22 protein-coding genes and 1 tRNA gene are annotated in these 25016 nt (G+C 52.5%); 6 read left to right on the top strand and 17 right to left on the bottom strand.

Going from position 1 to position 25016, the window contains the following annotated elements:
* The first annotated feature begins 34 nt into the window (after positions 1-34).
* Positions 35-973 (top strand): transaldolase, encoded by a 939-nt coding sequence (tal, locus tag ACN06F_RS06140; protein ID WP_038482941.1) that lies wholly within the window; start codon positions 35-37, stop codon positions 971-973.
* 192 nt (positions 974-1165) lie between these two features.
* Here the strand turns inward: tal and ACN06F_RS06135 are convergent, their stop codons facing one another.
* From ACN06F_RS06135 to ACN06F_RS06100, 8 genes are all read right to left on the bottom strand, one after another.
* Positions 1166-1681, bottom strand: a complete 516-nt coding sequence (locus ACN06F_RS06135; protein WP_038482938.1) for an STAS domain-containing protein — start codon at positions 1679-1681, stop codon at positions 1166-1168.
* A complete protein-coding gene (locus ACN06F_RS06130; protein ID WP_095602252.1) occupies positions 1671-2864 on the bottom strand; it encodes a PP2C family protein-serine/threonine phosphatase in 1194 nt (397 codons plus the stop codon). Before ACN06F_RS06130 ends, ACN06F_RS06135 begins: the two co-directional genes overlap by 11 nt.
* An 8-nt stretch (positions 2865-2872) precedes the next feature.
* Positions 2873-3673, bottom strand: a complete 801-nt coding sequence (locus ACN06F_RS06125) for an MlaA family lipoprotein (RefSeq protein ID WP_038482932.1) — start codon at positions 3671-3673, stop codon at positions 2873-2875.
* Between the two features lie 75 nt (positions 3674-3748).
* Positions 3749-4870 carry a beta-ketoacyl-ACP synthase III gene (locus tag ACN06F_RS06120; protein ID WP_095602253.1) on the bottom strand — a complete coding sequence of 374 codons (1122 nt, stop codon included), beginning with the start codon at positions 4868-4870 and terminating at the stop codon, positions 3749-3751.
* A 108-nt stretch (positions 4871-4978) separates the two neighbouring features.
* Complete coding sequence (hrpA, locus tag ACN06F_RS06115; protein ID WP_433924843.1) at positions 4979-8992, bottom strand: ATP-dependent RNA helicase HrpA; 4014 nt, start codon at positions 8990-8992, stop codon at positions 4979-4981.
* 100 nt (positions 8993-9092) lie between these two features.
* A complete protein-coding gene (locus ACN06F_RS06110) occupies positions 9093-10763 on the bottom strand; it encodes an AMP-binding protein (RefSeq protein WP_433924842.1) in 1671 nt (556 codons plus the stop codon).
* A 167-nt stretch (positions 10764-10930) separates the two neighbouring features.
* The gene (locus ACN06F_RS06105) at positions 10931-11734 is read right to left on the bottom strand and encodes a class II glutamine amidotransferase (protein WP_231658633.1); all 804 of its coding nucleotides are present in this window, start codon (positions 11732-11734) and stop codon (positions 10931-10933) included.
* A gap of 33 nt (positions 11735-11767) precedes the next feature.
* Positions 11768-12193, bottom strand: a complete 426-nt coding sequence (locus ACN06F_RS06100; protein ID WP_433924841.1) for a hypothetical protein — start codon at positions 12191-12193, stop codon at positions 11768-11770.
* Positions 12194-12255: 62 nt separating this feature from the next.
* On the opposite strand from ACN06F_RS06100, the gene ACN06F_RS06095 reads away from it, so the two are divergent.
* Together ACN06F_RS06095 and ACN06F_RS06090 are read left to right on the top strand one after the other, a co-directional pair.
* On the top strand, positions 12256-14361 hold the full coding sequence (locus ACN06F_RS06095; RefSeq protein WP_120387380.1) for a S9 family peptidase: 2106 nt from the start codon (positions 12256-12258) through the stop codon (positions 14359-14361).
* 173 nt (positions 14362-14534) lie between these two features.
* Positions 14535-14702, top strand: coding sequence for a hypothetical protein (locus ACN06F_RS06090; RefSeq protein WP_167457126.1), 168 nt, complete (start codon positions 14535-14537; stop codon positions 14700-14702).
* A gap of 56 nt (positions 14703-14758) precedes the next feature.
* Here the strand turns inward: ACN06F_RS06090 and ACN06F_RS06085 are convergent, their stop codons facing one another.
* From ACN06F_RS06085 to grxD, 8 genes are all read right to left on the bottom strand, one after another.
* The gene (locus tag ACN06F_RS06085) at positions 14759-15217 is read right to left on the bottom strand and encodes a YcgN family cysteine cluster protein (RefSeq protein WP_038482916.1); all 459 of its coding nucleotides are present in this window, start codon (positions 15215-15217) and stop codon (positions 14759-14761) included.
* Entirely contained in the window at positions 15198-15833 is a 636-nt protein-coding gene (locus ACN06F_RS06080; protein WP_231658630.1) for an ACP phosphodiesterase, read from the bottom strand. The genes ACN06F_RS06085 and ACN06F_RS06080 overlap by 20 nt, the downstream gene beginning before the upstream one ends.
* A 47-nt stretch (positions 15834-15880) precedes the next feature.
* Entirely contained in the window at positions 15881-16174 is a 294-nt protein-coding gene (locus ACN06F_RS06075) for a YcgL domain-containing protein (RefSeq protein WP_038482913.1), read from the bottom strand.
* On the bottom strand, positions 16174-17307 hold the full coding sequence (gene rnd, locus ACN06F_RS06070) for a ribonuclease D (RefSeq protein WP_038482911.1): 1134 nt from the start codon (positions 17305-17307) through the stop codon (positions 16174-16176). Before rnd ends, ACN06F_RS06075 begins: the two co-directional genes overlap by 1 nt.
* A 53-nt stretch (positions 17308-17360) precedes the next feature.
* Positions 17361-17966, bottom strand: coding sequence for a recombination mediator RecR (recR, locus tag ACN06F_RS06065; protein ID WP_198350141.1), 606 nt, complete (start codon positions 17964-17966; stop codon positions 17361-17363).
* 2 nt (positions 17967-17968) lie between these two features.
* Positions 17969-18295, bottom strand: coding sequence for a YbaB/EbfC family nucleoid-associated protein (locus ACN06F_RS06060; protein WP_038482905.1), 327 nt, complete (start codon positions 18293-18295; stop codon positions 17969-17971).
* 54 nt (positions 18296-18349) lie between these two features.
* Entirely contained in the window at positions 18350-20329 is a 1980-nt protein-coding gene (dnaX, locus tag ACN06F_RS06055; protein WP_433924840.1) for a DNA polymerase III subunit gamma/tau, read from the bottom strand.
* 135 nt (positions 20330-20464) lie between these two features.
* The gene (grxD, locus tag ACN06F_RS06050; protein WP_038482899.1) at positions 20465-20815 is read right to left on the bottom strand and encodes a Grx4 family monothiol glutaredoxin; all 351 of its coding nucleotides are present in this window, start codon (positions 20813-20815) and stop codon (positions 20465-20467) included.
* Between the two features lie 221 nt (positions 20816-21036).
* On the opposite strand from grxD, the gene argF reads away from it, so the two are divergent.
* Positions 21037-21960 (top strand): ornithine carbamoyltransferase, encoded by a 924-nt coding sequence (gene argF, locus ACN06F_RS06045; RefSeq protein WP_198350143.1) that lies wholly within the window; start codon positions 21037-21039, stop codon positions 21958-21960.
* A 193-nt stretch (positions 21961-22153) separates the two neighbouring features.
* Here argF and ACN06F_RS06040 read toward each other — a convergent pair.
* Positions 22154-22229 (bottom strand) — tRNA-Ala (locus tag ACN06F_RS06040).
* Between the two features lie 195 nt (positions 22230-22424).
* On the opposite strand from ACN06F_RS06040, the gene uvrY reads away from it, so the two are divergent.
* Both uvrY and uvrC read left to right on the top strand, forming a co-directional pair.
* Positions 22425-23075, top strand: coding sequence for a UvrY/SirA/GacA family response regulator transcription factor (gene uvrY / locus ACN06F_RS06035; RefSeq protein ID WP_038482893.1), 651 nt, complete (start codon positions 22425-22427; stop codon positions 23073-23075).
* 46 nt (positions 23076-23121) lie between these two features.
* The gene (gene uvrC, locus ACN06F_RS06030) at positions 23122-24936 is read left to right on the top strand and encodes an excinuclease ABC subunit UvrC (protein ID WP_038482889.1); all 1815 of its coding nucleotides are present in this window, start codon (positions 23122-23124) and stop codon (positions 24934-24936) included.
* Positions 24937-25016 lie beyond the last annotated feature (80 nt).

The raw sequence follows: 25016 nt of genomic DNA, 5'->3' as shown, positions 1-25016 counted from the left end.
CGACAACTATCTCAACGACGACAAGGAACGATGCATGGCCACTAGCCTACTAACTCAATTAAAAGAGATGACCACGGTTGTCGCTGACACCGGCGACCTTGAGGCTATCCGCCGCTTTCAGCCGCAAGATGCCACAACCAACCCCTCGCTTATCTTGCAAGCTGCCCAGCAAGAAGACCGACGCGCACGACTTGCCAGCATTGCCAAAGAAAGCACCGACCTTGAAGACGCGGTAGATCGCGTGGCTGTCGATATTGGTAGCGAAATCAGTGAACTGGTACCTGGCTACGTGTCGACTGAAGTCAGTGCCCGACTATCGTTTGACCGTGATGCCACCATTGCCAAGGCGCACTCATTGATTGAGCGATACGCCCAGCATGGAGTAGGCCCAGAGCGTATTTTGATCAAAATGGCGTCGACATGGGAAGGCATCCAAGCCGCTCGCCAACTTGAACGTGACGGCATTCGCACTAACTTAACCCTATTATTTGGCTTTGCCCAGGCACAGGCCTGTGCAGATGCTGGTGCAACGCTTATTTCACCGTTCGTAGGCCGTATTCTCGATTGGCATAAAGCTAAAGCCCCTGACACAGATTTTAGCGGTGCCAACGACCCAGGCGTGCAGTCTGTTAAGCGCATTTACGACTACTACAAAGGCCATGGCTACTCCACCATCGTCATGGGCGCAAGTTTCAGAAACGTGGGTGAAATTCAGGCGCTAGCTGGCTGTGATCGTTTGACGATTTCCCCTGCACTACTTAACGAACTAGACGAACTTCAAGGAGAGTTGCCGCAACAACTCATTCCCAAAGCAGCTAGCAGCGCACCGAGTGAAGCGTTAGCGCAGGCAGATTTCCGCTGGGCAATGAACGAAGATGAAATGGCGACGGACAAACTAGCAGAAGGTATTCGCAAATTTATGGCTGACCAGCGCAAGCTCGAAGAACTGCTTAGTAAGCTTCGCAGCAGCTAATTCGATTGCTGACTCCGCTGGATCGCTAACATAGATAGGCGACAAAAAAAGCCAAAAGGCCCTCTAGGATGTTTATCTTAGGGGGCCTTGTCTAGTAGACGCGTTGTTTTTGAAACCTAGTTCTTGAAACCTAGTTCTTGAAACCTAGTTCTTGAAACCTAGTTCTTGAAACCTATATATAGATAAAGTGCGTTAGTGGGCCGTTGTGTTTTGCGCTTCGAGCATTTCCACAAGCGGTTGAAACTGTTCGCGGTTGTGCTCGTTCATATGCATTAGAATTCGATGGGCCTCTAAAATACGTTCACGCAGCCCCTCTTCGTCAGCTGGCTCAGCAGGCAAGTCTTCTAGGGCCGATGTTAGTTTCGACGCTTGCTGCAATGGCGCTTCCATCAGCGTAAAAAAACGAGCAAAGCCCATCACATCCAGCATTTGTCGTACATCTGGATTATCAGCAATGATGGTGGGTGGATGCTCTAAACGTCCTTTTACCGCCATAGCAACTTTGGCAAGAAAGCCCAGCGCGGTCGAATCAACATTCGTTGCTTCGCGCAGGTCGATCATTACCGCCGTTAGCCCAGGCGTTTCAGCAAGGCGCTGAGCTTGGGTATCAAGCGTGGCGCACAGCGTTAGGCGCACGTCACCACATAATTTTAAAACAAAAACACCGGAGTCGAACGCCGCTTTAATGCGGCCTTCTTCAATCAGCATGACCAAATCCGCTCACCATCATGATTGTTAGGTCATCGGGTAAAGCATCGCGGTCCTGGTTCGCCTCATTATCCGCATCGCCTTCTATAAGAAGGGAGTTGGTGTTGGCTAGCCGATCGCGCAACTGCTCAAGCGTGACACTTTCACTTACTAATTGCTCAAGTTCCTTGAGCCGCGTGTCGAGTGTCTTACCCGGCAAGCATTCCAATACACCGTCTGAACACAGCCATAAATGAAAATCGGCCGGTAAAGCACAGCTGAGCGAAGGATACTCTACATCTGGAAAAAGACCTACTGGCATTCCCTCTCCTGCCAGACGCATTAGCTTACCACCAGACACTAGCAGTGGCATAGGAAGCTGCGCACCGAGCGAATAGTGAAGCGTTCGCTCCTGGTGGTCAATGACACCAACAAACAAGGTCGCGTGTTTGCCAATATCAGTGTCCTGCAACTCTCTGTTTAATGCCGCCAACCAGTTAGGTGCCAACTGTTCTGGCGATTGGCCATCCCACTCATTAAGCCATCGATTGCATAGATACTTGAGCAGTACGGTAACAAACGCAGAGGATGCCCCATGCCCAGACACATCGGCAAAATAGAATGCGCTGTAGCGATCGTTATAGCGCTGATAGTCAAGGAAGTCTCCCGACAAATACAGCGAAGGTGCAAACCAGTAATCGTAGTACACACCGTTGATGATTTTGGGATGAATAGGCAATAAGCGGCGCTGAATATGACCACCGCTCTGTTGATCCATACGCAGCAAGGCTAGATGCGTTTCCAGGCTTTCGTTTAATTCGGCCAGACGCTCTCGGTCTCGATCTCGCTCCTGAGCCAATGTGTGAAGCTCAATGGCTTTACGAATCATCCGGCGCAACAGTTCTGCGTGGCGTAGCGGATGAACAATATAGTCAACTAAACCAACATCAACTGCCTTAATTAGGTCCGCGTCCTGACGAGAATCACTGACAACTAAGGTAGGCAAACGATGTGTCAGTTGCGACCACTGCTGGCGCGGCACTGCCCTTGCATGAGCAACGATGAGCGCTGTGTCGGCAGGCAAATTGTCAATATTATCTGCTGCAAATACCCACAAGCCATCGCACGTAATCGCTTCTGCTAGCGCGTCACGCTCTTGCCCTGGCTCATCGATCACCGCGATCAACTGCTTGGAATGATCCATATTAAGCCTCAATCGGCGAAATCGTCGTCACCAAAATCGGTATCGTCGAATTCAAAATCGTCCATAGCAAACGGGTCATCCCCAAGCTCACCATCACTAATCTCAAACTGACGGCGCTGTAAGAAGGCATCACGAACAAAGCGATAACGATCGCCACTAATTAACGCTTCCTGATCCAGTAGCCTTGCGCGAATTTGGACAATATCCAGTGCCGTCAAACCAGCCCTAAGTGTATGGTCATCCAGATAGGTAATAGGGTGAGCAGCAATATCAAAGGGCAACCCAGCGGTATCTCGTAGCGTTCCAGGACCGAGCAATGGTAACACCAAATAGCGCGAGTCATCCCATCCCCATACCGCCAACGTTTGGCCGAAATCTTCCCTATCAGCATTGATTTCCATCAACGTGGCGTAATCCAATAGCCCGCCTATGCCAACGGTCGAGTTAATTAAAAAGCGCGACGTCGCAAGCCCTGCATTAGCGGGCTTGCCTTGGAGCAAACTGTTTAATGCGGTTCGCACGTCACGCAGGTTAGAGAAAAAATTACCTACCCCAGTTTGTACGGGGTCGGGGGTAACCGTCTGGTAACCTTTAGCTATTGGTTTTAACGTATAGCGATCTAACACGTCATTAAAAGCAAACACGCGACGGTTAAACCCTTCCCAAGGATCTTCAGGGTGGACTTGCTCGCCAACATTCCCCCCTGAACTAGCACACCCACTCATGCTTAATACGGCTAGCAGCAAGACAGGCAATCCCTTGTAGCGCCAGCTAAACGCGCTTTTGTGCTTTGCTAACAACCCAAGCATGGTAGCTCCTCTTTCAACATGTGTGGCGTGCAGTTCGTCGCATTTCACGCCTAAAAAAATTAACCCAAAGCCCTGTTATTGACGACGTATAACAACACTACCGGCACTGTAACCTGCGCCAAACGAACAAATCACACCAATATCACCACCTTCTAACTGTTCACGATGCAAGTGAAAGGCAATTATCGATCCTGCCGAACTGGTATTAGCATAGCGATCAAGAATAATGGGCGCTTGCGCTTTACTAGGTTCCACACCTAGCACTTTCCGCGCAATCAGGTCATTCATGTGCTGATTAGCCTGATGCAGCCACATGCGCTTCAAATCGCTTCCAGAAAGTTCTAGAGAAGCTAAATGGCTCGAAATCAGTTGAGCAACCATAGGGCACACTTCTCGGAACACCCGCCGCCCTTCTTGTACAAATAACTTATCCAGCGCCAGCGGGTCACTGTCGGTAACGCGATTAAGGAAACCTGCGTTATTACGAATCGCATTAGAGAACTTCGTCACTAGACGCGTACCTAATATTTCATACTGCTCATCAGACACAGCGCAATCACTGCTTTCCAGTACCATTGCTGTACAAGCATCGCCAAAAATAAAGTGGCTATCGCGATCTGTAAAGTTGAGATGTGCCGAACAGATCTCTGGGTTTACAATGAGAGCCCGCTTTACGCTACCAGATGCAATCGCATTGGCCGCTGTTTCAAGCGCAAATGTGGCTGAACTACAGGCTACATTCATATCGAAACCGTAACCGCTGGTGCCTAACGCCCGCTGAACTTCGACAGCCACAGCTGGGTAGGCACGTTCTAGGTTCGAACACGCTACGATGACAAGCTCGATGTCAGCGGCATCGACGTTAGCTGCTGCCAATGCCTGTTGTGCCGCCTGGGTAGCCATATCACACTGAATAGACGGTTCATCATTGCTACGCTGTGGCAGTTTAGGCCGCATTCGCGCTGGGTCAAGAATTCCTGAGGCATCCAACACATAACGACTTTTAATGCCAGATGCCTTTTCAATAAACTCGCTACTGGAGTGTGACAACGGCTCTCGTTCACCACGTGAGATTGCATCAGCATGCCGAGCATTTTGGCTGTCTACCCACGCGTTAAATGCTTTCACCAACGACGCGTTATCAATGGCGTGTTCCGGCGTGTAAAGTCCTGTACCGGTAATCACCACATGTGTCATGCCTTTCTCCTTTTAGCGGCTTACTGAGAGTCGCTGGCTGTCAATCGATGTTGTCATCTTGGTGCATTGGCTTAACTACGTAAGCCTATTATCGTATTACGACAAGCGTTAAACGCTAATAAGCTCTTCCCAACGCTTTTCTAGGCGCTTCACAGAAACGGGCATTTTAGTACCCAACTGCTGGGCAAACAGAGACACTCGGAGCTCCTGAATCCACCAACCAAATGCCACCAACTCTGGGTCTTCTGCGTCGCCCCTGCGTTCGCTTTTTCGGCGCGCGTCGAAACGCGTTTCTAATGCTTGGACATCGTGCATCAGCATTTGGTCGCGCCCTCGCTCGCGCGCGGCTTTTTCCAGCCGGATTAATGCAGCCTCTGTATAACGAGGATACTCCGTTAACCACTCACCTGCATCGCGAATAAAACCGGGGTAAACCAATCGCTTCATCTGCGCGCTGACATCGCTGTAAACAAGCGCCAATGCAAAATTGAGCTTCCCTTTTAAAATTTTGGTTACTGCCAAGTGCCCCTTAAGCGCCGCCTCAACATGCGTTAACAGTGTTTGGGCATGCGCTAACAAGCTTTCTTCAGAAGTTTGCAAGCGCTGCTTAAGGGCTTGCTCCGAACGTGGCAGAGGATGCGTAGCCACTACTTGAGTAAACACCGCCAGCAAAAGATCATCAACCAACTCATTTTTGTTTCCTACCTTCGCAAACAACAATGCGCATTTTTCCACGTCAGGCAAACGCTTAATAGCTTTCACCTGACCCGGCTGTTGTGAGATCGCCAAACGGGCCACACCCATTTGATGCGCTGCCGCTGCCTTGGCGGGATGGTCGAAAAGTGCCACTTTGAAGCGTGAATCTTCTGCCACCAGTGCCGGGTAAGCTTCGACACGGATCCCCGCCTGGGTCGTCACCCGAGATTCAGGGAGCGGCTCACTAGGCAGACTTTCAAGCGCCGGGGCCTGATTAGCCTGTTCTGCTAATGCCTGGGCTCCCCTACTGGCGGCTTCTTCAAAGCGCCTTTCCAGGGCACGTACGTCACGCCCCTGGCCCAGCGTTTTACCAGCGTGATCAACAACGCGCACGTTCATAATTAAATGTGGTGCTAGCAGGTCAAGCCGCCAGTCATCAGGATGTACCCGCGTACCCGTTCGCCGCCGAATAAACTCGCCAAGCGCCTCGGTCAGTGGGCGCTGATCAGGCACAAGCATTTCCAGTGCCGCATCGACCCAGTCGGGAATGGGGACCACTTGACGACGAATGCTTTTCGGCAGGGATTTAAGTAGCGCAATACACTTTTCGCGCAGCAACCCCGGTACTAACCACTCAAGGGCATGCACGGGCAACTGAGGCAGCATAGCGGCAGGTACGGTCAGCGTAACGCCATCATCTTCTGCATCAGGATCGAAGTGATAGCTAACCGGATAGGCAACCCCTGCCAACGTTAGGTGATCAGGGTACTGCGCCTGAGTCACGTCGTTGGCATCCCGCGCTTTAAGTGCCTCAATATCGAATTTTAATAAGTCAGGAGACTCACGCTCCACCTGCTTGCGCCAATGCTCAAACCCTTTGCCATTAACGATATCGTGAGGGAGTCGTTCATCATAAAAAGCAAACAACGCCTCTTCATCGACCAGAATATCGCGCCGACGCGCACGATCTTCGAGTGCCTCGACTTCTTCAATCAGCGCTCGGTTATGAGCAAAAAATGCACCCTTAGTCTGAAATTCGCCTTCCACTAACGCACGACGAATAAACAGCTCCCGGGACTCTTGGGGAGCAATAGGGCCATAATGCACACGGCGACGGGCAACGATCGGCAGACCAAACAGCGTTACTTGCTCGAACGCGACTACCTGGGCACGTTTCATTTCCCAGTGCGGCTCGCTGTAGCTGCTTTTTATCAAGTGCTGCGCTTGAGGCTCAATCCACTGGGGGTCAATTTTCGCCACTGTACGGGCAAATAGTTTAGTGGTTTCAATCAGTTCAAACGCCATTACCCACTTCGGCGTTTTTTTCGCCAGCCCTGAACCGGGGTGAATCATAAACTTACGATTACGCGCGCCCAGGTATTCACGGTTTTCCAGTAGTGTTCCCAGGTTAGAAAGCAGCCCAGATAACAGCGCTTGGTGCAGTTTTCCTGACGTTTTACGACGCGCTTGCTTGGCTTGCTCTTCGCTTTCGTCTTCATCTCTGGGCAGCGGTGCGGGCACGTCGATGTCCATATCGCGCAGCAGCTGACGCAATTGACGGAACGTGTCATGCCATTCGCGCATGCGTAGATAGTTAATATAGTGCTCGCGGCACCAGCGACGCAGTTGGTTGCCTGAGAGAGCCTCGCGGGCATTTTCGATGCCATGCCATAAGTTTAGCAACGCAACGAAATCAGAATCGGGATCATGCCAGCACTGGTGCGCTTGATCCGCCGCTTGGCGTTTGTCAGCAGGCCGATCTCTAGGGTCTTGTATCGCCAGAGCCGATACCACAATCAATACATCCCTCAGGCTGCCTCGTTCGGCACCTGCCAGCACCATGCGCGCTAGGCGTGGGTCGATGGGTAGCTTAGCGAGCTTGCGGCCCAGCGGGGTCAGGCGCTGCTGGTCGTCTACCGCCCCCAGCTCAAACAGCAAACGAAAGCCATCTTTTACGAATCGGCTATCGGGCGGGTCGACAAAGGGAAATGCCTCAATGCTGCCAAGTTTCAGCGCTAGCATGGAAAGGATGACTGATGCTAAATTGGTGCGCTGGATTTCTGGGTCGGTAAACGCTGGCCGCGATAGGAAATCCTCTTCATCATAAAGACGAATACATACCCCTTCCGCAACACGGCCACAGCGGCCTTTACGCTGATTGGCGCTGGCCTGGCTAATCGGCTCAATCGGTAGTCGCTGTATTTTCGCCCGATAGCTGTAGCGGCTGATACGCACCAAACCAGGATCAATAACGTAGCGAATTCCCGGTACCGTGAGCGAGGTTTCAGCAACGTTAGTAGCCAGCACAATTCGCCGCCCTTTGTGGGAAGCGAAGACACGATTTTGCTCTTCGTTGGAAAGCCGAGCATAGAGTGGCAATATTTCGGTGCCGGTTAAGTCGGCCCGTCGCAGCGAATCGGCTGTCTCACGAATCTCACGCTCCCCGGGTAAAAACACCAGCACGTCGCGTGGACCATGCAGCCAGCCTTTCTCACGCTCGATGGTTTCGATTTCGCGCACTGCGTGCAAAATGCCTTCTTGCAGTGTCCGGTCATCCTCATCCTCTTCGCTACGCGCCAGCGGGCGGTAATGTACATCGACGGGAAAAGTGCGGCCAGAGACTTCAACCACCGGCGCAGGCGCGTTGGCACTGCCGAAATGGGCAGCAAAACGATCTACATCAATGGTGGCTGAGGTAATAATGACTTTTAGATCAGGACGTTTCGGCAGCAGGCGCTTTAAATACCCCAGCAAAAAGTCGATGTTAAGACTGCGCTCGTGCGCCTCATCAATAATCAGCGTGTCGTAACGCAGCAGCAAAGGATCGTGCTGCGTTTCTGCCAGCAGGATACCGTCCGTCATCAGCTTTACGAGCGTATTCGGGGAGCTTTGATCATTGAAGCGCACTTGGTAGCCCACCTGCTCACCCAGCGGCACGCTCATTTCTTCCGCTAACCGCCCGGCAACGCTACGCGCTGCCAGTCGACGTGGCTGGGTATGCCCAATCACCCCTTTACGCCCACGGCCAAGCTCTAGACAAATTTTAGGCAACTGAGTGGTTTTACCCGACCCTGTCTCCCCCGCCACGACTACTACCTGATGGTCGCGGATAGCGTTTAGGATATCCTCTCGTCGTTCTACTACAGGCAACTCGGCAGGATAGTCCAGTGCCACCTTCAGTGCTTCACGGTTAGCAAGCAGCCGCTTAGCTTTTTCAAGGTCGCGCTGAACCTGCTGGACACCGTGGTCGATCGGCTTTCTGTCTCGTTGACGCCGCTTAAGGCCTGCCACACGACGCGCTAGCTGCTGTGCATCACGCAGCATAACGTGCCTTATCTCCTCATCTAATGCGGTGAGTGGATAAGCGTTCTGGGCGTCAGCATGGGAAGTTTGCGTGTCGGTGGTCACGTTAGGCTCGGTTTCCATCTCAGAATAAAATCGGCCCACTGCATGAGTGGGCCGACTATTGTAACGCCTTCGATAACAGGACGCCTAACAGCCACCTATTAGTGAACTCATTAAGCGCTTAAGCGTTGCTTGTTTCCTGATCGCGGAGCTGTCGACGCAGCACCTTACCAACGTTGGTTTTGGGAAGCTCATCACGGAACTCTACGTACTTCGGAACTTTGTAGCCAGTTAGCTCTTTTTTGCACCACTTGCGCAGCGTCTCAGCGTCTAACTCACTGTTTTTGGAAACAACGAATAGCTTGATCGCTTCTCCAGCACCTTCATCTGGCACACCCACTGCTGCAGACTCCAACACATCTGGATGCGCAGCCACTACATCTTCTATTTCATTTGGGTAGACATTAAAGCCAGATACTAAAATCATATCTTTTTTACGATCAACGATCTTGATGTAGCCATCATCTTGCAAAACAGCAATATCGCCCGTATGGAACCAGCCGTTTTCATCAATAGAATTGCGGGTTTCATCATCGCGCTGCCAGTAGCCTTTCATTACCTGAGGCCCTTGCACGCAAAGCTCACCAGGCTCCCCCATTGCAACATCATTGCCGTCAGCATCAATTACCTTCACTGAGGTACCAGCCACTGGTTTACCAATGGTGCCCAGCTGTATAGCGTTTGTGGGGTTAAAGCTAACAATGGGCGATGTTTCCGTTAGCCCATAGCCCTCTGCAATCGGGCACCCCGTTGTCTCTTCCCAACGCTGAGCCGCCGCTTTAGTCAGTGCCATACCGCCGGAAATGGTCAGTTTCAGCTTGGAAAAATCGAGCTGCTTAAAGTCATCTCGGTTACACAGCGCATTAAACAGTGTGTTCAGACCAATAAACCCGGTAAACGGCAAGCCTTTAAGCTCTTTGACAAAGCTAGGTAAGTCACGAGGATTAGTAATCAATAGTGAGTGGTTGCCTGTTTCCATCAGGAATAAACAGTTAACGGTAAACGTATAGATGTGATAGACCGGCAGTGGCGCAATTACCAGCTCTTCGCCATCGGTCAAGTGTTCACCGATAGCGGCACGCGCCTGAAGCATATTGGCCACTAGGTTCCGGTGGGTCAGCATCGCGCCTTTAGGCATACCGGTGGTGCCACCGGTGTATTGCAGTGCAGCCACATCATCCATGGTGCGTTGCACCTCGGTATGATGTAACGACGCGCCTTTTTTCAGTGCATCACGGAAGCCAACAGCGTTGGGTAGCGAGTAGGCAGGCACCATCTTTTTAACGTGCTTAACAACGGCGTTAATTAGCCAGCGCTTCGGCACATCGTGCATATCGGCAAGCTGGGTAACCAAGACGTGCTGGATATCCGTTTTACCCAGCACTTTCTCAAGCTTATCCGCCATATTGGCCAAAATCACAATGGCTTTAGCATTTGAGTCTTTGAACTGGTGCGCCATCTCCCGCTCGGTGTAAAGCGGGTTGGTATTAACGACCACGAGCCCCGCTCTTAGTGCACCAAACACCGCCACAGGAAACTGCAGCACGTTAGGCAACTGAATGGCGATCCGGTCTCCAGGAACTAAGTCGGTTTCATGCTGCAACCAAGCTGCAAAATTGGCAGACAGGCGATCAAGATCGGCAAACGTTAGGGTTTTACCCATGCAGCTAAATGCCGGCTTGTTGGCAAAACGTTTAACCGCTGAATGAAAGACATCCGTGACTGAGTTGTACTGATCCAAGCCTTCAAGCGCTGGGCCACGTAGTACGTGGGCATTGGCGTGTTCGCTCATGGGCAATCTCCGCTATCCGTGTCGATATTTGACCGACCTTGTTATTGTGCGTGACTAACTAGCAAGCCTAAAAGAGCCAACCATATACGACAGGCAGCACGCTGTAAAACGATCGATTGAAACTGGCGTTTCAACTTTAGCTTAAAGCACTGCCCTGTTGCTGTCGCTCACGCTATGTCGTCATCCTGTTTACTATGACCGTAGCTCGCTTTGATTTCTCCCTCGCGCCATACCAATAATTCGCCTGGAACCATTCGCTGCCACGCTTCATTTTGGGTAAGTGGTTCGGTGGCAATCACAGAGACAATATCGTTAGGCGTCGTATGCTCGATAAAATTAACCGTCAACTCTGCATCGGACAGCTCCGCCTCGCCAAAGGGCGCGCGTCGTGTGATATGAGCCAATTTGGTCGAGCAGTAGCTGTATAAGTAAACGCCATCAGATAACAGTAGGTTAAAAACGCCTAGTCCGCGCAACTCTTCACATAGCCCGTGCAAACGCTCCCACAATGATTCAGGAGACGCAGGCGGCGTGGGAAAACAACGACGCAGTTCGCCCATTAGCCAGCAGAAAGCGTGTTCGCTATCTGTGTTACCTACCGGGGTGTACGTACCTAATGGCAACTTTTGCCAATCGCTCAATTGGCCATTATGGGCGTAGCACCAGGGCCGCCCCCACATTTCACGGGTAAATGGGTGTGTATTTGCCAGCCGTACGCCGCCTACATTTGCTTGGCGAATATGGCTAATCACTACATTGGACTTGATAGGATATTCACAGATTAAGCGGGCTATCGGGGAATTAACCGAGGGGTGGGGGTCACGAAATTCACGGTAACCGCCCTCCTCGTAAAATGCGATGCCCCACCCATCGCGGTGAGGGCCGGTGCCCCCGCCGCGGTGTAAAAAGCCGGAAAAGCTGAAACAAATATCGGTAGGAACATTGGCGCTCATGCCTAGTAACTCACACATCGGCTAGCTCCATCATCGCGCCTTGTACTCGCATTAGTTAATCACTGGTTCCCGGCGTCGGGTTGGCTGAGGATCTTCTTCCTGGGACTGATGCTGAGACACATCATCATAAGGTTCTGGCCTACGCCACCACCACAGGGCAATGCCAACACATGCGCCTAAGGCAATGCCTAAAATCAACCACAGTAAACCACCACGTAGTGCACTGGTGCTATGCTCAAGAAAAGCAACCGCAGACACCATGGCAGCCGGTGCCCAGCCGGTATAGAACTCACCCTCTTCTATCAACGGTAACTGATATCCTGCAGGCATCCACATCGCTCCCGCCACACACCAAGTAATCATCAAACGCGGTAGGCGAGGCAAAAATGCTAGCGCAAAGTAGACAGCGACCAGCACGATCAGTGAAAGAACGTAATAACTTAACCACAGCAGTGACATTGAGTCTTCAAACAGCATAATACCCCTCATGTGGGTGGAGACACCCGACGTTGATTTCCCGTTATGGTACCTATCAATTTATGAAAGCACAGCCTGATAAGCACGAAGGCTCGCCTGTCACACATTATTATCGCGCTAATTCTCCAGAATGGCACTGGTTAGAAGAGCGTGATGCGCCTGACGTATCGCTTTTTTTAGAAGCCGCCAACCATCAGCATGATGAATGGTTTGCTCCTTTACGGCCGCTTGCTGAAACACTTTATCAAAACCACTTAGCGCGTCGTGAATTGGCAATAACCAGCCTTAAGACAGCTCTTGACCACTTTACGTTCTGGAGCAATACCGCCGCCGAGGATGATTACCCTTGCTGGTGGCGCCACCCTAACAGCCAACCCGGTGCTGACGAGTGCTTTCTTGACGTACGTGAACGTGCCGCCGATCAGCCTTTTTATGACATGGGCGACATGGCACTGTCCCCGAATGAACAGTGGCTCGCCTGGACGGAAGATACCCAGGGCGACGAGCGCTTCACACTGTGGTTAAAAGCACTCCCCAACGGCAAACCTCAGCAACTACTAAGCGATATTGGCGCTAGCGTATGCTGGGCAGAGGATGAGACAACCAACGGCGCAACGCTGCTATTTACACGCTTTGATGACACTCAGCGCCCGGACTCCATCTGGCGTGTATGGATACCGTTTTCAACGCCAGAGCGCCTTGCTGAACCAACCTTAGTAATGCGTGAGAACGATCCGGAGTTCTGGATTGGGATTGGCAAAACGCGCTCGAAAGCATGGCTTTTGATTGAAAGCGGTTCGAAAGATACAACAGAAATCCATGCCGTGCCGGCAGATCAGCCCCATGCTTCCCCGATGTGCCTACATGCCCGCCAGGCAGGGGTTGAAGTGAGCATTGATCATCGCCCTGGTACGTTTTATCGCTTACAAAATCTCGCAGGCCCGCATTTTCAGCTCGACTTCACACGCGCTGATCAACAAAGCAACCCTGCTCCCGAGTGGAAGTCGCTGATAGCTCACCGTGAAGACACTACCCTAGAAGGGATCGATGCGTTTGAATGGGGGCTAATCATCGCCGAGCGAAGCCATCGCGATGCCCAGGTTATGTTACGCCGCTTAGTGCTAGATAAAGATCACAACCTCACACTAGATAAGCATATCGAACTACCTGGAACGCCCTGCTCGCAGCTGCTAGAAGATTCGCCACACTTCGATGCAAATACCGTACATCTACGCGAAGAGTCGTTCACTCGCCCTCCCAGCTGGTACGCGCTAAACCTGGATAGCGGTGAACGTACGTTGCTAAAGCAAGTCCCCGTTTACGGCCAACTGCTGCCTGATCAACTAGTCAGCCAGCGCATATGGGCAACCAGCGCTGACGGCGAACGCGTGCCAGTATCCATTGTCATGCGCGCTGACTTAGCCGGCCAACCACTGCCCACGTTGCTGTATGGTTACGGCGCCTATGGTGAAGCGCTTGACCCCTGGTTCTCAATTGCTCGGCTCGAACTACTGGAGCGTGGCGCAGCATTTGCAGTCGCCCACGTACGCGGCGGCGGTGAGCGAGGCGAGCCATGGTATCTAAATGGCAAAATGGCTCATAAAGAGAATAGCTTTAACGACTTCTTAGCTGCCCGAGAGGCGCTAGTAAACGAGGGGCTTAGCCAGCCAGAACGGATCGTGGCTTGCGGGGCAAGCGCAGGCGGTTTGCTAGTCGGCACCTGCGTCAATCGTAAACCTGAGGCATTTTGCGCAGCGGTATTGGAGGTGCCGTTTCTGGATGTGCTCCGTACCATGCAGAACCCAGAGTTACCGCTTACCACCGCCGAATATAGTGAGTGGGGCAATCCTGAAGACCCAGAAGTCGCCGAGCGTATCGCTGGCTACTCACCTATCGACAACATACGCGCCCAGCACTACCCAGCGCTATGGATAGAGGGCAACTGGTTTGATACTCGTGTTAGTTACTGGGAGCCTGCCAAATTTTATGCCCGCGTTACCGAGGCACAGCAAGGCAATGCTCCTGTACTGCTTCACACCGACATGACCAGCGGCCACGGCGGCGCATCCGGCAGGTTCAAAGCTTGGCGAGATACGGCTCGCCAAGACGCATTTATCCTGTGGGCACTCGGGCTAGCCCCTATGGACGCGGCAAAGCAAGCGCAATAGTTGCTTATCAAGAAATAGCCGACAGCTCGAAAATAACATTCAAGCAGCGCCCAGGCGCTGCTTTTTTTGTGAAAAAACACTTTATGGAAATGTTTTCCATGAAGTGTTTTTTACGTCATACTACCTATAAGTTTTATAGACAAACGCCTAGTTCACAAAATCAGGAGCAGACCATGAGCTATCAGGAACAGTTTCCAACAATTTGGGATACCCCGCCAAAGACAACAGCGCCAACCGATCAAGCGGCGACGCGAGAAGCCACAGCGAAGCCACAGCCCTCACCGTTTAAAGAAGCGTTTTTAACCATTTGGGATAGTACAAAAAGCAAAACCGCCAGCTAACGTTATTACCGTTAGCCAGCGGTTAGTGAGCATGCCAGGGAGGGCGACTGTTAGGTTTAAGACATCGGCAATACAGCGATAATATGCTCTTCCAAAAGGCGCTCGGGCACGTCATCTTGGGAAACCGCAAAGCTTCTTACGCTGACGCCCTTCCGGTGAACGCGCTCAGCATCGTTACTCAGCAGCGGATGCCATCCTGCTAGCTTGCGCCCTTCAGCAACACGCCGATAGCCACATGTGTGCGGCAGCCAGGTAAACTCTTTGACGAGCTCAGGCGTCAGTTGTGTACAGTCGGGTACGCTATCGAAGCGATTTTCATAGTCACTGCACTGGCAACTGTGAATATCCAGCAACCGACAGGCAACGTTAAGCACCGCTAATTCTTGCGTTTCATCGTCGTGGAGCTTCAACAAGCAACACTGGCCGCAGCCATCGCATAACGCCTCCCACTCTTGGGGCGTTAATTCTTCTAGCGAGTATCTTTCCCAGAAGCGCTCACGCATGGCCGCCACCATCATTGATTCCCTTTACTTTCAACATGTCTGAATAACTCCCACTCTCCGCAGCACCACCGCTGCTGGTTAGTGTGGCACGACACTCTTGCCATAACACTGCGAAGTCGGCCGCTAAGCATGGATAGTCTTCGTAAAGCCAAGGCACTAACTCTGCTAAGCGGTTCGGCCCCGATAGCCGCTGACCAATGCCAGCTACTGCACGGCAGGTAAAGTCAAAATCAGCGTAACGGTGCAGCCAGTCATGCTTAATCATCAACGGCATCATGGTAGACAACCGTTGCGGCGCAGGCCAAGCCTGTAACAACTGATAGCAGCGCTCGATTAACTGGTGCTGCTGCTCTCCCGCCTGCTGACGAGCAAGAAAATGATCCCACACGATATCTAACGCGATACCGACATAACGCCGCTGAGCGTGCGGCGCGCGCCGCTTTGCTTCTAAAACGTTTGGGTGCCGATCAATCCAGGCATCCACGCGGCGATGATGACGTATGCCGCTAGCAACATCTGGCGACCAAGCCGTTAAGTCTTGCCCCTTCACGCCGTCAGCAATCAGATTTCCGTACAGAAACTCATCACTACCAGGATGAGCAAGCCAAGCATGGGCAAGAAAGTTCATGGCAAAACGCTCATGGCAGAACGTTCATGGTAAGAAGCTCATAACGCTCATTCGCGGTTAGCCGCCTGAGCGCGGTGAACATCCAGCAAATAGGCTTCTTTCGCAGGCGGCATTTGCAGGTAAAAGCCTTGCTCTTGGATTGCATCCATCACATCAGCAGCGTTCACTCGAGCCAGCTTTTTATCGGCAGTCAGTATCATTGTAAGCACCGGCACTGGCTTACCGAAGGTATCCATCAATGCGTCGGGCACGGATGACAACCCTTTCTGTTTGTCTATGTAGAGATACATCTCGTCTTTGCGTGAGCTTTTTAAAATCTCACAAAGCAGTTTCTCGCTCATTACGACAACTCCTCAAGCGCCTGATGAATTTCTTGAGTTAAATAGGCATCACGCCAGCCGCCAGGAGTGGTTAATGGCTGGTTAGCAAGCCGCTGCATCACAAGCGCCTCAATATCTCGCCGCCGCAGCAACATCTCGGGCGCTATTTGTAGCTCAGCAGCCTTCTCCGTCACTACTTTTTTAAGTGCTTTAAAGCGCCGCTTAAACACAGGATGCATCGGGTCTGGCCAGCGCGCCGGTAAATCACCTTCGGGGCAATGCTGAGCCTGTTTCACCAGCGACAGCAGCGTATCGCCTTCTTTTTTAACCAGGGGCGGCTTAACCCCTTCAATTTCTGCTAGCTCATAACGATTTTTAGGCATTTTTTCAGCCACCGCGAACAACAACTTATCGCTAACCAACCAATTACGCGGCAAATCCCGACGGCGGGTTTCGCCTTCCCGCCAGATGGTCATTAAGCGGTAGGCTTCAAGCTGGCGAGGATCAAGGCGCCACAACTGCCGCTGGCGCGTATACCATTGGCCATCGCTCTCTACGCTGCGACCTGCCTGCTCGATAAGACTGGCACACTCATCGTCAAGCCATTCGCGCCGCCCCAGTTGTTCAAGCTTCTCCGCTTGAAGCCCCCAAACCTTCAGCAAATAGATAACATCTAACGCCGCATATTCGCACTGGGAGGGCGTTAAGGGGCGCTCTAACCAGTTGGAACGCGTCTCCTCTTTAGGCAGCGTTTCCCCCATCCAGTGCTCTACCAATTTTTGATAGCCCATGCCGGGAGTTTCTCCCAAAAAAGCCTGAGCGACTTGCGTATCGATAAGCGGTGCTGGCAATACGCCGGCCCAGTGCTGGAACACCTCGAGGTCTTCGCTACAGGCATGCAGTAATTTGATGGCACTATTCTTCTGCAACAAATCACGAAAAGCAGCGGTGCAAGGCGTGCTCAACGGGTCCACTAAATACGCCATGTCACCGGTGGTGAACTGAATAAGCGCTGGCACCGGAAAAAACGTGTTTTCACGGAAAAATTCAGTATCTAAGGCAATCACACTGGCACCGGCAACTTGCTCGCATGCAGCATCTAAGGCGTCGGCACTATCAATCCATTGATACAACGAGGGGGCTAAAGAGGACAAAGCAAACTTCCGGGTTGGCACAATCGCAAAAGCGCTTGCGTTTTTTTATAAGGTCAATCGCTGGCGAAAGGCTGGCGACCATTAAAGGCGCGGCTTAGCGTACCACCGTCTACATACTCAAGCTCCCCTCCCATAGGAACACCATAGGCGAGTCGCGAAAAAGAGACACCGTAGTGAGCAAGTTGGGCGGCAATGAAGTGCGCTGTCGCTTCGCCTTCTACGGTGGGATTGGTGGCAAGCACTACTTCGCGAATGTTGCCTTCTGCGACGCGGCTTTCCAATAGATCCAATCCAATGGCATCTGGGCCGACGCCGTCCAGCGGAGAAAGGTGACCATGCAATACAAAGTAACGCCCTTGAAAGCCACCCGCCTCTTCAATAGCAAGCTGATCAGCAGGCGACTCGACTACACACAGCAGCGCATCATCACGACGGGGGCTTTCGCACAGCGCGCAGATATCTGCTTCGGTCAACGTACGGCAGCGCTGACAATAACCGACCTCTTCAATGGCCTGCTGAATTACCGCTGCCAACCGCTGCCCTCCTGGGCGCTCGCGTTCTAACAGGTGCATGGCCATGCGTTGGGCCGTTTTTGGCCCAACGCCCGGCAACACGCGAAAAGCGTCCATCAGTTGCTCAACAAGCGGGGAGAAGCGCATGTTTAGAACGGCATCTTAAAGCCGGGCGGCAAGTTCAAGCCTGCCGTCGCTTCTTCCATTTTCGCTTTGGAGTTTGCTTCCACTTTTCGAACAGCATCATTCACGGCAGCGGCGAGCAAATCTTCCAGCAGCTCTTTGTCTTCTTCAAGAACGCTGGGATCAATAGTGACATTGGTAACATCGTGGCGGCCGTTCATGGTGATTTTCACCATACCGGCGCCCGCTTCGCCATGGACTTCCGCTTTAGCAGCTTCTTCTTGAATCTGCTGCATCTTTTCCTGCATCTCTTGGGCTTGCTTCATTATGTTGCCCATTCCACCTTTAAACATGCGGTTATCTCCTGAAGGAATAAAAAATAAGCATCGCGAGTCAATCGTCAGCGGCTAAGAACGCTTGTCAGACGTGGGTTTAACGGTTGACTCAATGAGAGTAGCCCCAAATGCCTGCTGTAGCTTCTGTATATTGGGGTCGCGGTGTAATAGATCAACAGCCAACGAGTGGCGCTCTTTCTGCTGACGCTCTTCCTGCTGGCGGGGAGTTTCAAGATCAGGCGCTAAATCAGCCACCGTAAACTCGATTCGCCGAGGCAGCCCATAACTACTTAGCGCGCGCTCAATACGACCATTGTGAACATCGGCCTGCATAGCGGATTGCCCAGGGTCAAGCCGCAGCACCACAGTGTGGCCATCATCGCTTTCAAGCTGACAGTGCGCTGCCAAATTACGGGTAAGGCCGCCTAACCCAAGGGCACTGAAGCATGCCAGCCACCCAGCATGGTCTAGACGATCGTCAGCAGCGACCTGGCTGCTAGCAGCATTGGCAGGCACCTCACTGGAAACTGGCTCTGGCTCTGGCTCTGGCTCTGGCTCTGGCTCTGGCTCTGGCTCTGGCTCTGGCTCTGGCTCTGGCTCTGAAGAAAGCATGGCGGCACTCTCCACCTCGTCAAGCGACCAGGGTGGCGCTTGCTCTGATGAAACAGCGTCAGGCGCGCTTAACTCGTCAGTTGCACCCGGGGCAGCACTCGCCTGCACCGCGGCTGAGTCAGGCGTTTTGGCCTGATTGCTCGGCAGCGCAGGCTCAGGCTTTTTTACCGCTGGCTCATGGGCAGAGACTGGTTCAGGTGCGTAGCTATCCTCAGATGCAGCTACCTGAGCAGCAGGTTCAGGAGAGACAGGCTCATGCGACACCGCTGTTTGGGAAACAGTGTCACTGGAAGGTTCTCGGCGCAGCGGAAGCGGCGTGGCAGCAGGCTTTGGCACCCCCTGGGGGCGAAACGCCAGCATTCGCAATAGCGTCATTTCTAGCGCACTGCGCAGATCAGGTGCATGCACCATGTCGCCGCGCCCTTGAATGCCGATCTGGTAATAGAGTTGAATATCCTCGGCAGTAAAGCGGCTCGCCAGTTGTTGAATAAGCGCTCGATCACCGTGACTATTATCAACGGCATCAGGCACCATCTGCGCCACGGCCAAGCGATGCAAAACCGCACTTAATTCATCCAATACTGCTGCAAAATCAGGCCCCTGCTCCGATAACTGAGCAACCTCGGCTAGCAGTCGCTGAACATCAACATCAGCCAGCGCTTTTACCAGCGCCAACACATGGCGATGATCCAAGGTACCCAGCATGGCAGCGACATCCGCATGGCGAATCGCACCCTGGCCAAAGGCAATGGCTTGATCGGTCAGGCTCATTGCATCGCGCATAGAACCTTCCGCGGCCTTACCTAACAGCCACAGAGCGCTCTCATCATACTCGACCCCTTCCTCCCCCAGCACATAGGTTAGGTGCTCTACCACCCGTTCAGGGGGCATATGCTTAAGCGTGAACTGTAAACAGCGGGATAGGACGGTGGCGGGCAGCTTTTGCGGATCTGTGGTGGCCAGCAGAAACTTCACGTGGGGTGGCGGCTCTTCCAGCGTTTTAAGCAGCGCATTGAAACTGCTGGTCGACAGCATGTGTACCTCGTCAATCAGGTACACCTTATAGCGTCCTTGCGTTGGCGCATACTGCACGTTATCAAGCAGCTCTCGGGTATCTTCAACCTTTGTCCGCGAAGCAGCATCGACCTCGATCAAGTCAACGAATCGGCCTTCATCAATCGCGCGACAGCTGTCGCACTGACCGCAAGGCGTCGAGGTAATGCCTTCATTACCGCGGCCATTTGCGGTGCAGTTAAGGCATTTAGCCAGGATACGCGCAAGGGTGGTCTTGCCCACCCCGCGAGTACCCGTAAATAGGTAGGCATGGTGAAGACGGCCTTGGTCGAGTGCATTGACCAAGGCGCGCTGAACATGGGCCTGGCCCACGAGCTCGTGGAATGTACGCGGCCGCCATTTGCGGGCCAGAACCTGATAGCTCATTGAGCATTACTTCCTTTGGCGGGCTAACTGTCGATGCGAAAAGGACACCATTCTAGCGGCTGCGCTGCAGCCCGCCAACCGCTCAGCCCAATAGACTAGCAGTCCACTAGACCAAGCGGCATTGGGCAATAAACGTTAAGCGTTGTTGTCACTTTCAGCAGCGCCAGCACGCTGGGCAGCTTCTTTGATCAGCTTTTCGAGCTCACCACTTTGATGCATCTCGATCACGATATCGCAGCCGCCAACCAATTCGCCTTCCACCCAAAGCTGCGGGAAGGTCGGCCAGTTAGCAATTTTTGGCAGCTCAGCGCGAATATCTGGATTATCCAGCACGTTAACAAAGGCAAAACGCTCACCGCAGCCCATCAGCGCCTGCACTGTTTGTGCAGAAAAACCACACTGCGGCAGCTGGGGGGTACCTTTCATGTAGATAAGAATGGGGTTTTCACTAATTTGGCGCTGAATATTTTCGGCAGTCGTACTCATGATGTGCTCCTAAAACAAGTGATGTTATCTCGCCAGTTTACGCAATTCGTTAACTAGCTTTAACCCTTAAAGCCGAAGATTACCTTTTGTTGCCGTGCAACCTAATACTTGAGCAAACTACTCGGCCTTACCATGTGGGTCGTCATTCTACGCATGCCAAGCGCGTTGCGCATCCCCTGCCGCATCGCTAGGATAGTGTTTTTGCGCGGAGAGATATCATCATGGCGACACGCCATTTCTTAACCTTGCTGGATTTAACCCCAGATGAGCTGGCGTACCTGATTCAGCGTGCGATTAAGATCAAAACCGAGCTCAAGGCTAACGGCCCCATCTATACGCCGCTACCTAACCGCACGCTGGCGATGATTTTTGAAAAATCATCGACTCGCACCCGTGTGTCGTTTGAAACCGGCATGGCGCAGTTCGGCGGTCACGCCCTCTTCCTCTCTCCCCGCGACACCCAACTAGGGCGTGGAGAGCCGATTGAAGACACCGCCCGCGTACTGTCCGAAATGGTTGATGCGGTAATGATTCGGACCTTTTCACACGCAGGCTTAGAAGCCTATGCCAACGCTAGCAGCGTGCCTGTGATTAACGCGTTAAGTGACGATTATCATCCTTGCCAATTGCTAGCAGACGTGATGACCTGGACCGAGCTGCGTGGCAGTGTAGAAGGACGCACGGCTGTTTGGGTAGGTGATGGCAATAACATGTGCCACTCCTGGATTAATGCCGCCCGTCAGTTTGGTTTCAAACTGCGCGTTTGTTGCCCTAAAGGCTATGAACCGCGCGCTGACATTATGGAAGCCGCCGGGGACTGTGTAACGTTGCATCACACCCCCCACGAGGCTGCCAAAGACGCCGACTTGATCACGACAGATGTGTGGGCATCCATGGGGCAGGAAGAAGAACAAGCTAAGCGCGAAGCAGACTTTGCAGGCTTCCAGGTCACTGAGGCAATGCTTGATAGCGCACAACCTGATGTGCTTTTCCTACACTGCCTACCTGCCCACCGCGGTGAAGAGATCAGCACTACCTTATTGGACGATCCGCGCGCTGTCGTGTGGCAAGAAGCGGGGAATCGCCTGCATGCACAAAAGGCGTTAATCGAATTTTTGCTGCTTGGCAGAATTGCCAACGAGTAACACCTGAGGGTACGTGCTTTTTAACACAGGCTTTCAGTTACGCGAATGCCCAACAGCACGCACTCTCACACGCACTCTCACACGTACTCTCGCATGTATCCCCGCACGAACCATCAATTGAAAATGATAAGCAAAAAAAAACGCCTCGTTACTGGTAACGAGGCGTTTTTTTGGATTCTGTGGGTCTGTAAAATGGTGGAGCCTAGCGGGATCGAACCGCTGACCTCAACACTGCCAGTGTTGCGCTCTCCCAGCTGAGCTAAGGCCCCACATAGTTTTACATGCCGCTTTTTCAAACCACTCATTGAGCAGCGGCGAGATACTACGCCAGTAATTTGCTCAGCGTCAAGCTAATCATGAACAACTATCAACTAAATTCTCCTTTGGTTAGAGCTGTGGCACTCTATATCATGCAACGCGGCTTACGCCCACCACTACGATGATTTCATGCAGGAGCCTGCACCTTGATCAAAGTTTTAATCGCCGATGATCATCACCTAGTGAGAACCAGCATTGCTCATCTGCTAAACGAAGAGTGCGATATTAAAGTCGTAGGTGAGGTCGACGATGGCGAAAGCGCAGTGGCTCAATGCCGTCGCTTAAAGCCTGACATTGTCGTGATGGATATTCGCATGCCGGGCATTGGCGGACTCGAAGCTACTCGCCGCATCCATAGAACAATGGAAGACGTCAAAGTACTCATATTAACCGCTCACATTGAAGATAGTGCGTTACGGCTCATGCTGGAAGCGGGTGCGATTGGCTTCCTCAGCAAAGGGGCTGACACGTCAGAAATGACCGACGCTATCCGCCAAGTCTTTCACGGAAAGCGCTATGTCAGCCAAGAAATCGCCCAGCGGTTGGCGCTTTCCCATTTTACTGACGAAGACAATCCGTTTAGACACCTGTCGCATCGTGAGCTACAAATCGCCCTTATGATTGTAAATTGCCAGCGCGTCCAGGATATTTCAGACCGCTTGCACCTTAGCCCCAAAACAGTGAACACCTATCGCTATCGGCTATTTGACAAACTAGAGGTCGCTACTGATGTAGAGCTTACCCACCTGGCACTACGCCACGGTTTAGTTGAGGGCTTTGACGCCATGCTGGGATAGACCTACCATCGCAGCTTCCGTTGCCTAGAAGCGCCGATTTCCAGCCATGACTTTTGATGCCAAGCAATTTTTAAGCTCTGTCAGTGCCTCGCCCGGTGTTTATAGGATGCTGGACGAGCACAGCAACACTCTCTATGTCGGCAAAGCCAAGCGCCTAAAAGCTCGGCTTGCTAGCTATTTCCGTGGCCAGCTTAATACCAAAACCCAGGCGATGGTGGCACGAATTGCAGATATCCAAATTACCGTCACCCGTAGCGAAACAGAGGCCCTGCTGCTAGAGCAGACGCTCATAAAAGAACTGCGTCCGCCCTATAACATTCTGCTAAGAGACGACAAGTCTTACCCTTTCGTATTTGTGACCGATCGGCACGCTTACCCTGCGCTTGAATATAAACGTGCGCGACAGCGTCGAGGAGATGGCCGCTATTTAGGTCCTTATCCAAGTAGCGGAGCGGTGAAAGAAAGCCTAGCGCTGATGCAGAAAATTTTTCGCATACGTAATTGTGAAGACAGCGTGTTTGCCCACCGCTCTCGACCATGCCTGCAATACCAAATTCAGCGCTGTAGCGCGCCTTGCGTTGACTTCATTTCGGAAGCAGATTATCGACGCGACGTTGAGCATGCAGTAATGTGCCTTGAAGGTAAAAGCGAACACGTCACCCAACTTCTTAGCGAGGAGATGGAAACGGCCAGCCGCGCTTTGAATTTTGAAGAAGCAGCAAGATTGCGTGACCAAATACAGCAGCTACGCCAGTTACAGCAACGCCAGTTTGTCGATAACGAAAGTGGTGATGCCGACGTCTTTGCGCTGGCCCAACGCCCTGGGGCGCTAGGTATATCAATACTTAGCGTTCGCGATGGCCGCTTACTGGGCGCTCGCCATCACACGCCTAAAAACGATCTCGACCTGCCACTGGGCATGCTGCTGACGGAAGTCGTTAGCCAGTACTACTTTGGCCAACCCCACAACGTACCCAGTGAAGTAATTACCAGCCACCCACTTGAAGATAGTCCACTGATTGCCGACGCACTTTCACAACAAGCGGGTAAACGCGTTCGCGTCACTAGCCAAGTTCGGGGGCATCGCGCACAGTGGCAGCATCTGGCTATGACAAATGCCGAGCAACAGCTTGCTTCGCAGTTGGCTAACAAAACCCAGCTTACTCAGCGATTTGAAGCCCTCCAGAAAGCACTCGCATTGGACAAAATACCCCAGCGCCTTGAGTGCTTTGACATTAGCCACAGCCATGGGGAAGCAACCGTTGCTTCCTGTGTAGTATTTGACCATCAGGGCCCACGCAAGAGCGATTACCGCCACTTCCGCATCGAAGGCGTCGCCGCAGGCGATGATTATGCAGCCATGCAACAAGCACTAACACGCCGCCTTAAACGGGTAAAAAGTGGCGAGGCAGTGGCGCCTGACATTTTGATTGTCGATGGCGGTAAAGGTCAGTTGAACATGGCTCGCGGCGTGTTAAACGAGCTAGCGGTTACCGATATCATTTTGCTCGGCGTTGCTAAAGGCACCACTCGTAAAGCAGGCCTGGAAACGCTCTTTCTAGAAACCACTGACAATCCCTTACCCCTTGACCCCGCGTCGCCAGCATTACACTTAATTCAGCATATTCGCGATGAATCTCACCGCTTTGCCATTGCCGGCCACCGCGCTCAACGTGACAAAGCACGCCGCACCTCTACGCTTCAAGACATTCCCGGCATAGGCCCTAAAAGACGGCGCGAATTATTACGCTTCTTCGGCGGTTTGCAGGGCGTTCAGAAAGCTAGCCGCGATGAGTTGGCGCGCGTACCTGGCATTAATGCCTCGCTCGCTGAGACAATTTACCAATCCCTAAATGGATAAACCTACTGTTAACATGGATGCTAAGCACCAAGGGGGATAGAATATCCCCCACTACACTCCGTCTTCCATGACTCTCCGGC

The sequence above is a fragment of the Vreelandella sp. 21 genome (assembly GCF_050995515.1).
GTDB classification, from domain to species: Bacteria; Pseudomonadota; Gammaproteobacteria; order Pseudomonadales; family Halomonadaceae; genus Vreelandella; species Vreelandella alkaliphila.
Note: the sequence above shows the minus strand (reverse complement) of the source record. Positions and strands in the feature narration are given on the sequence as shown.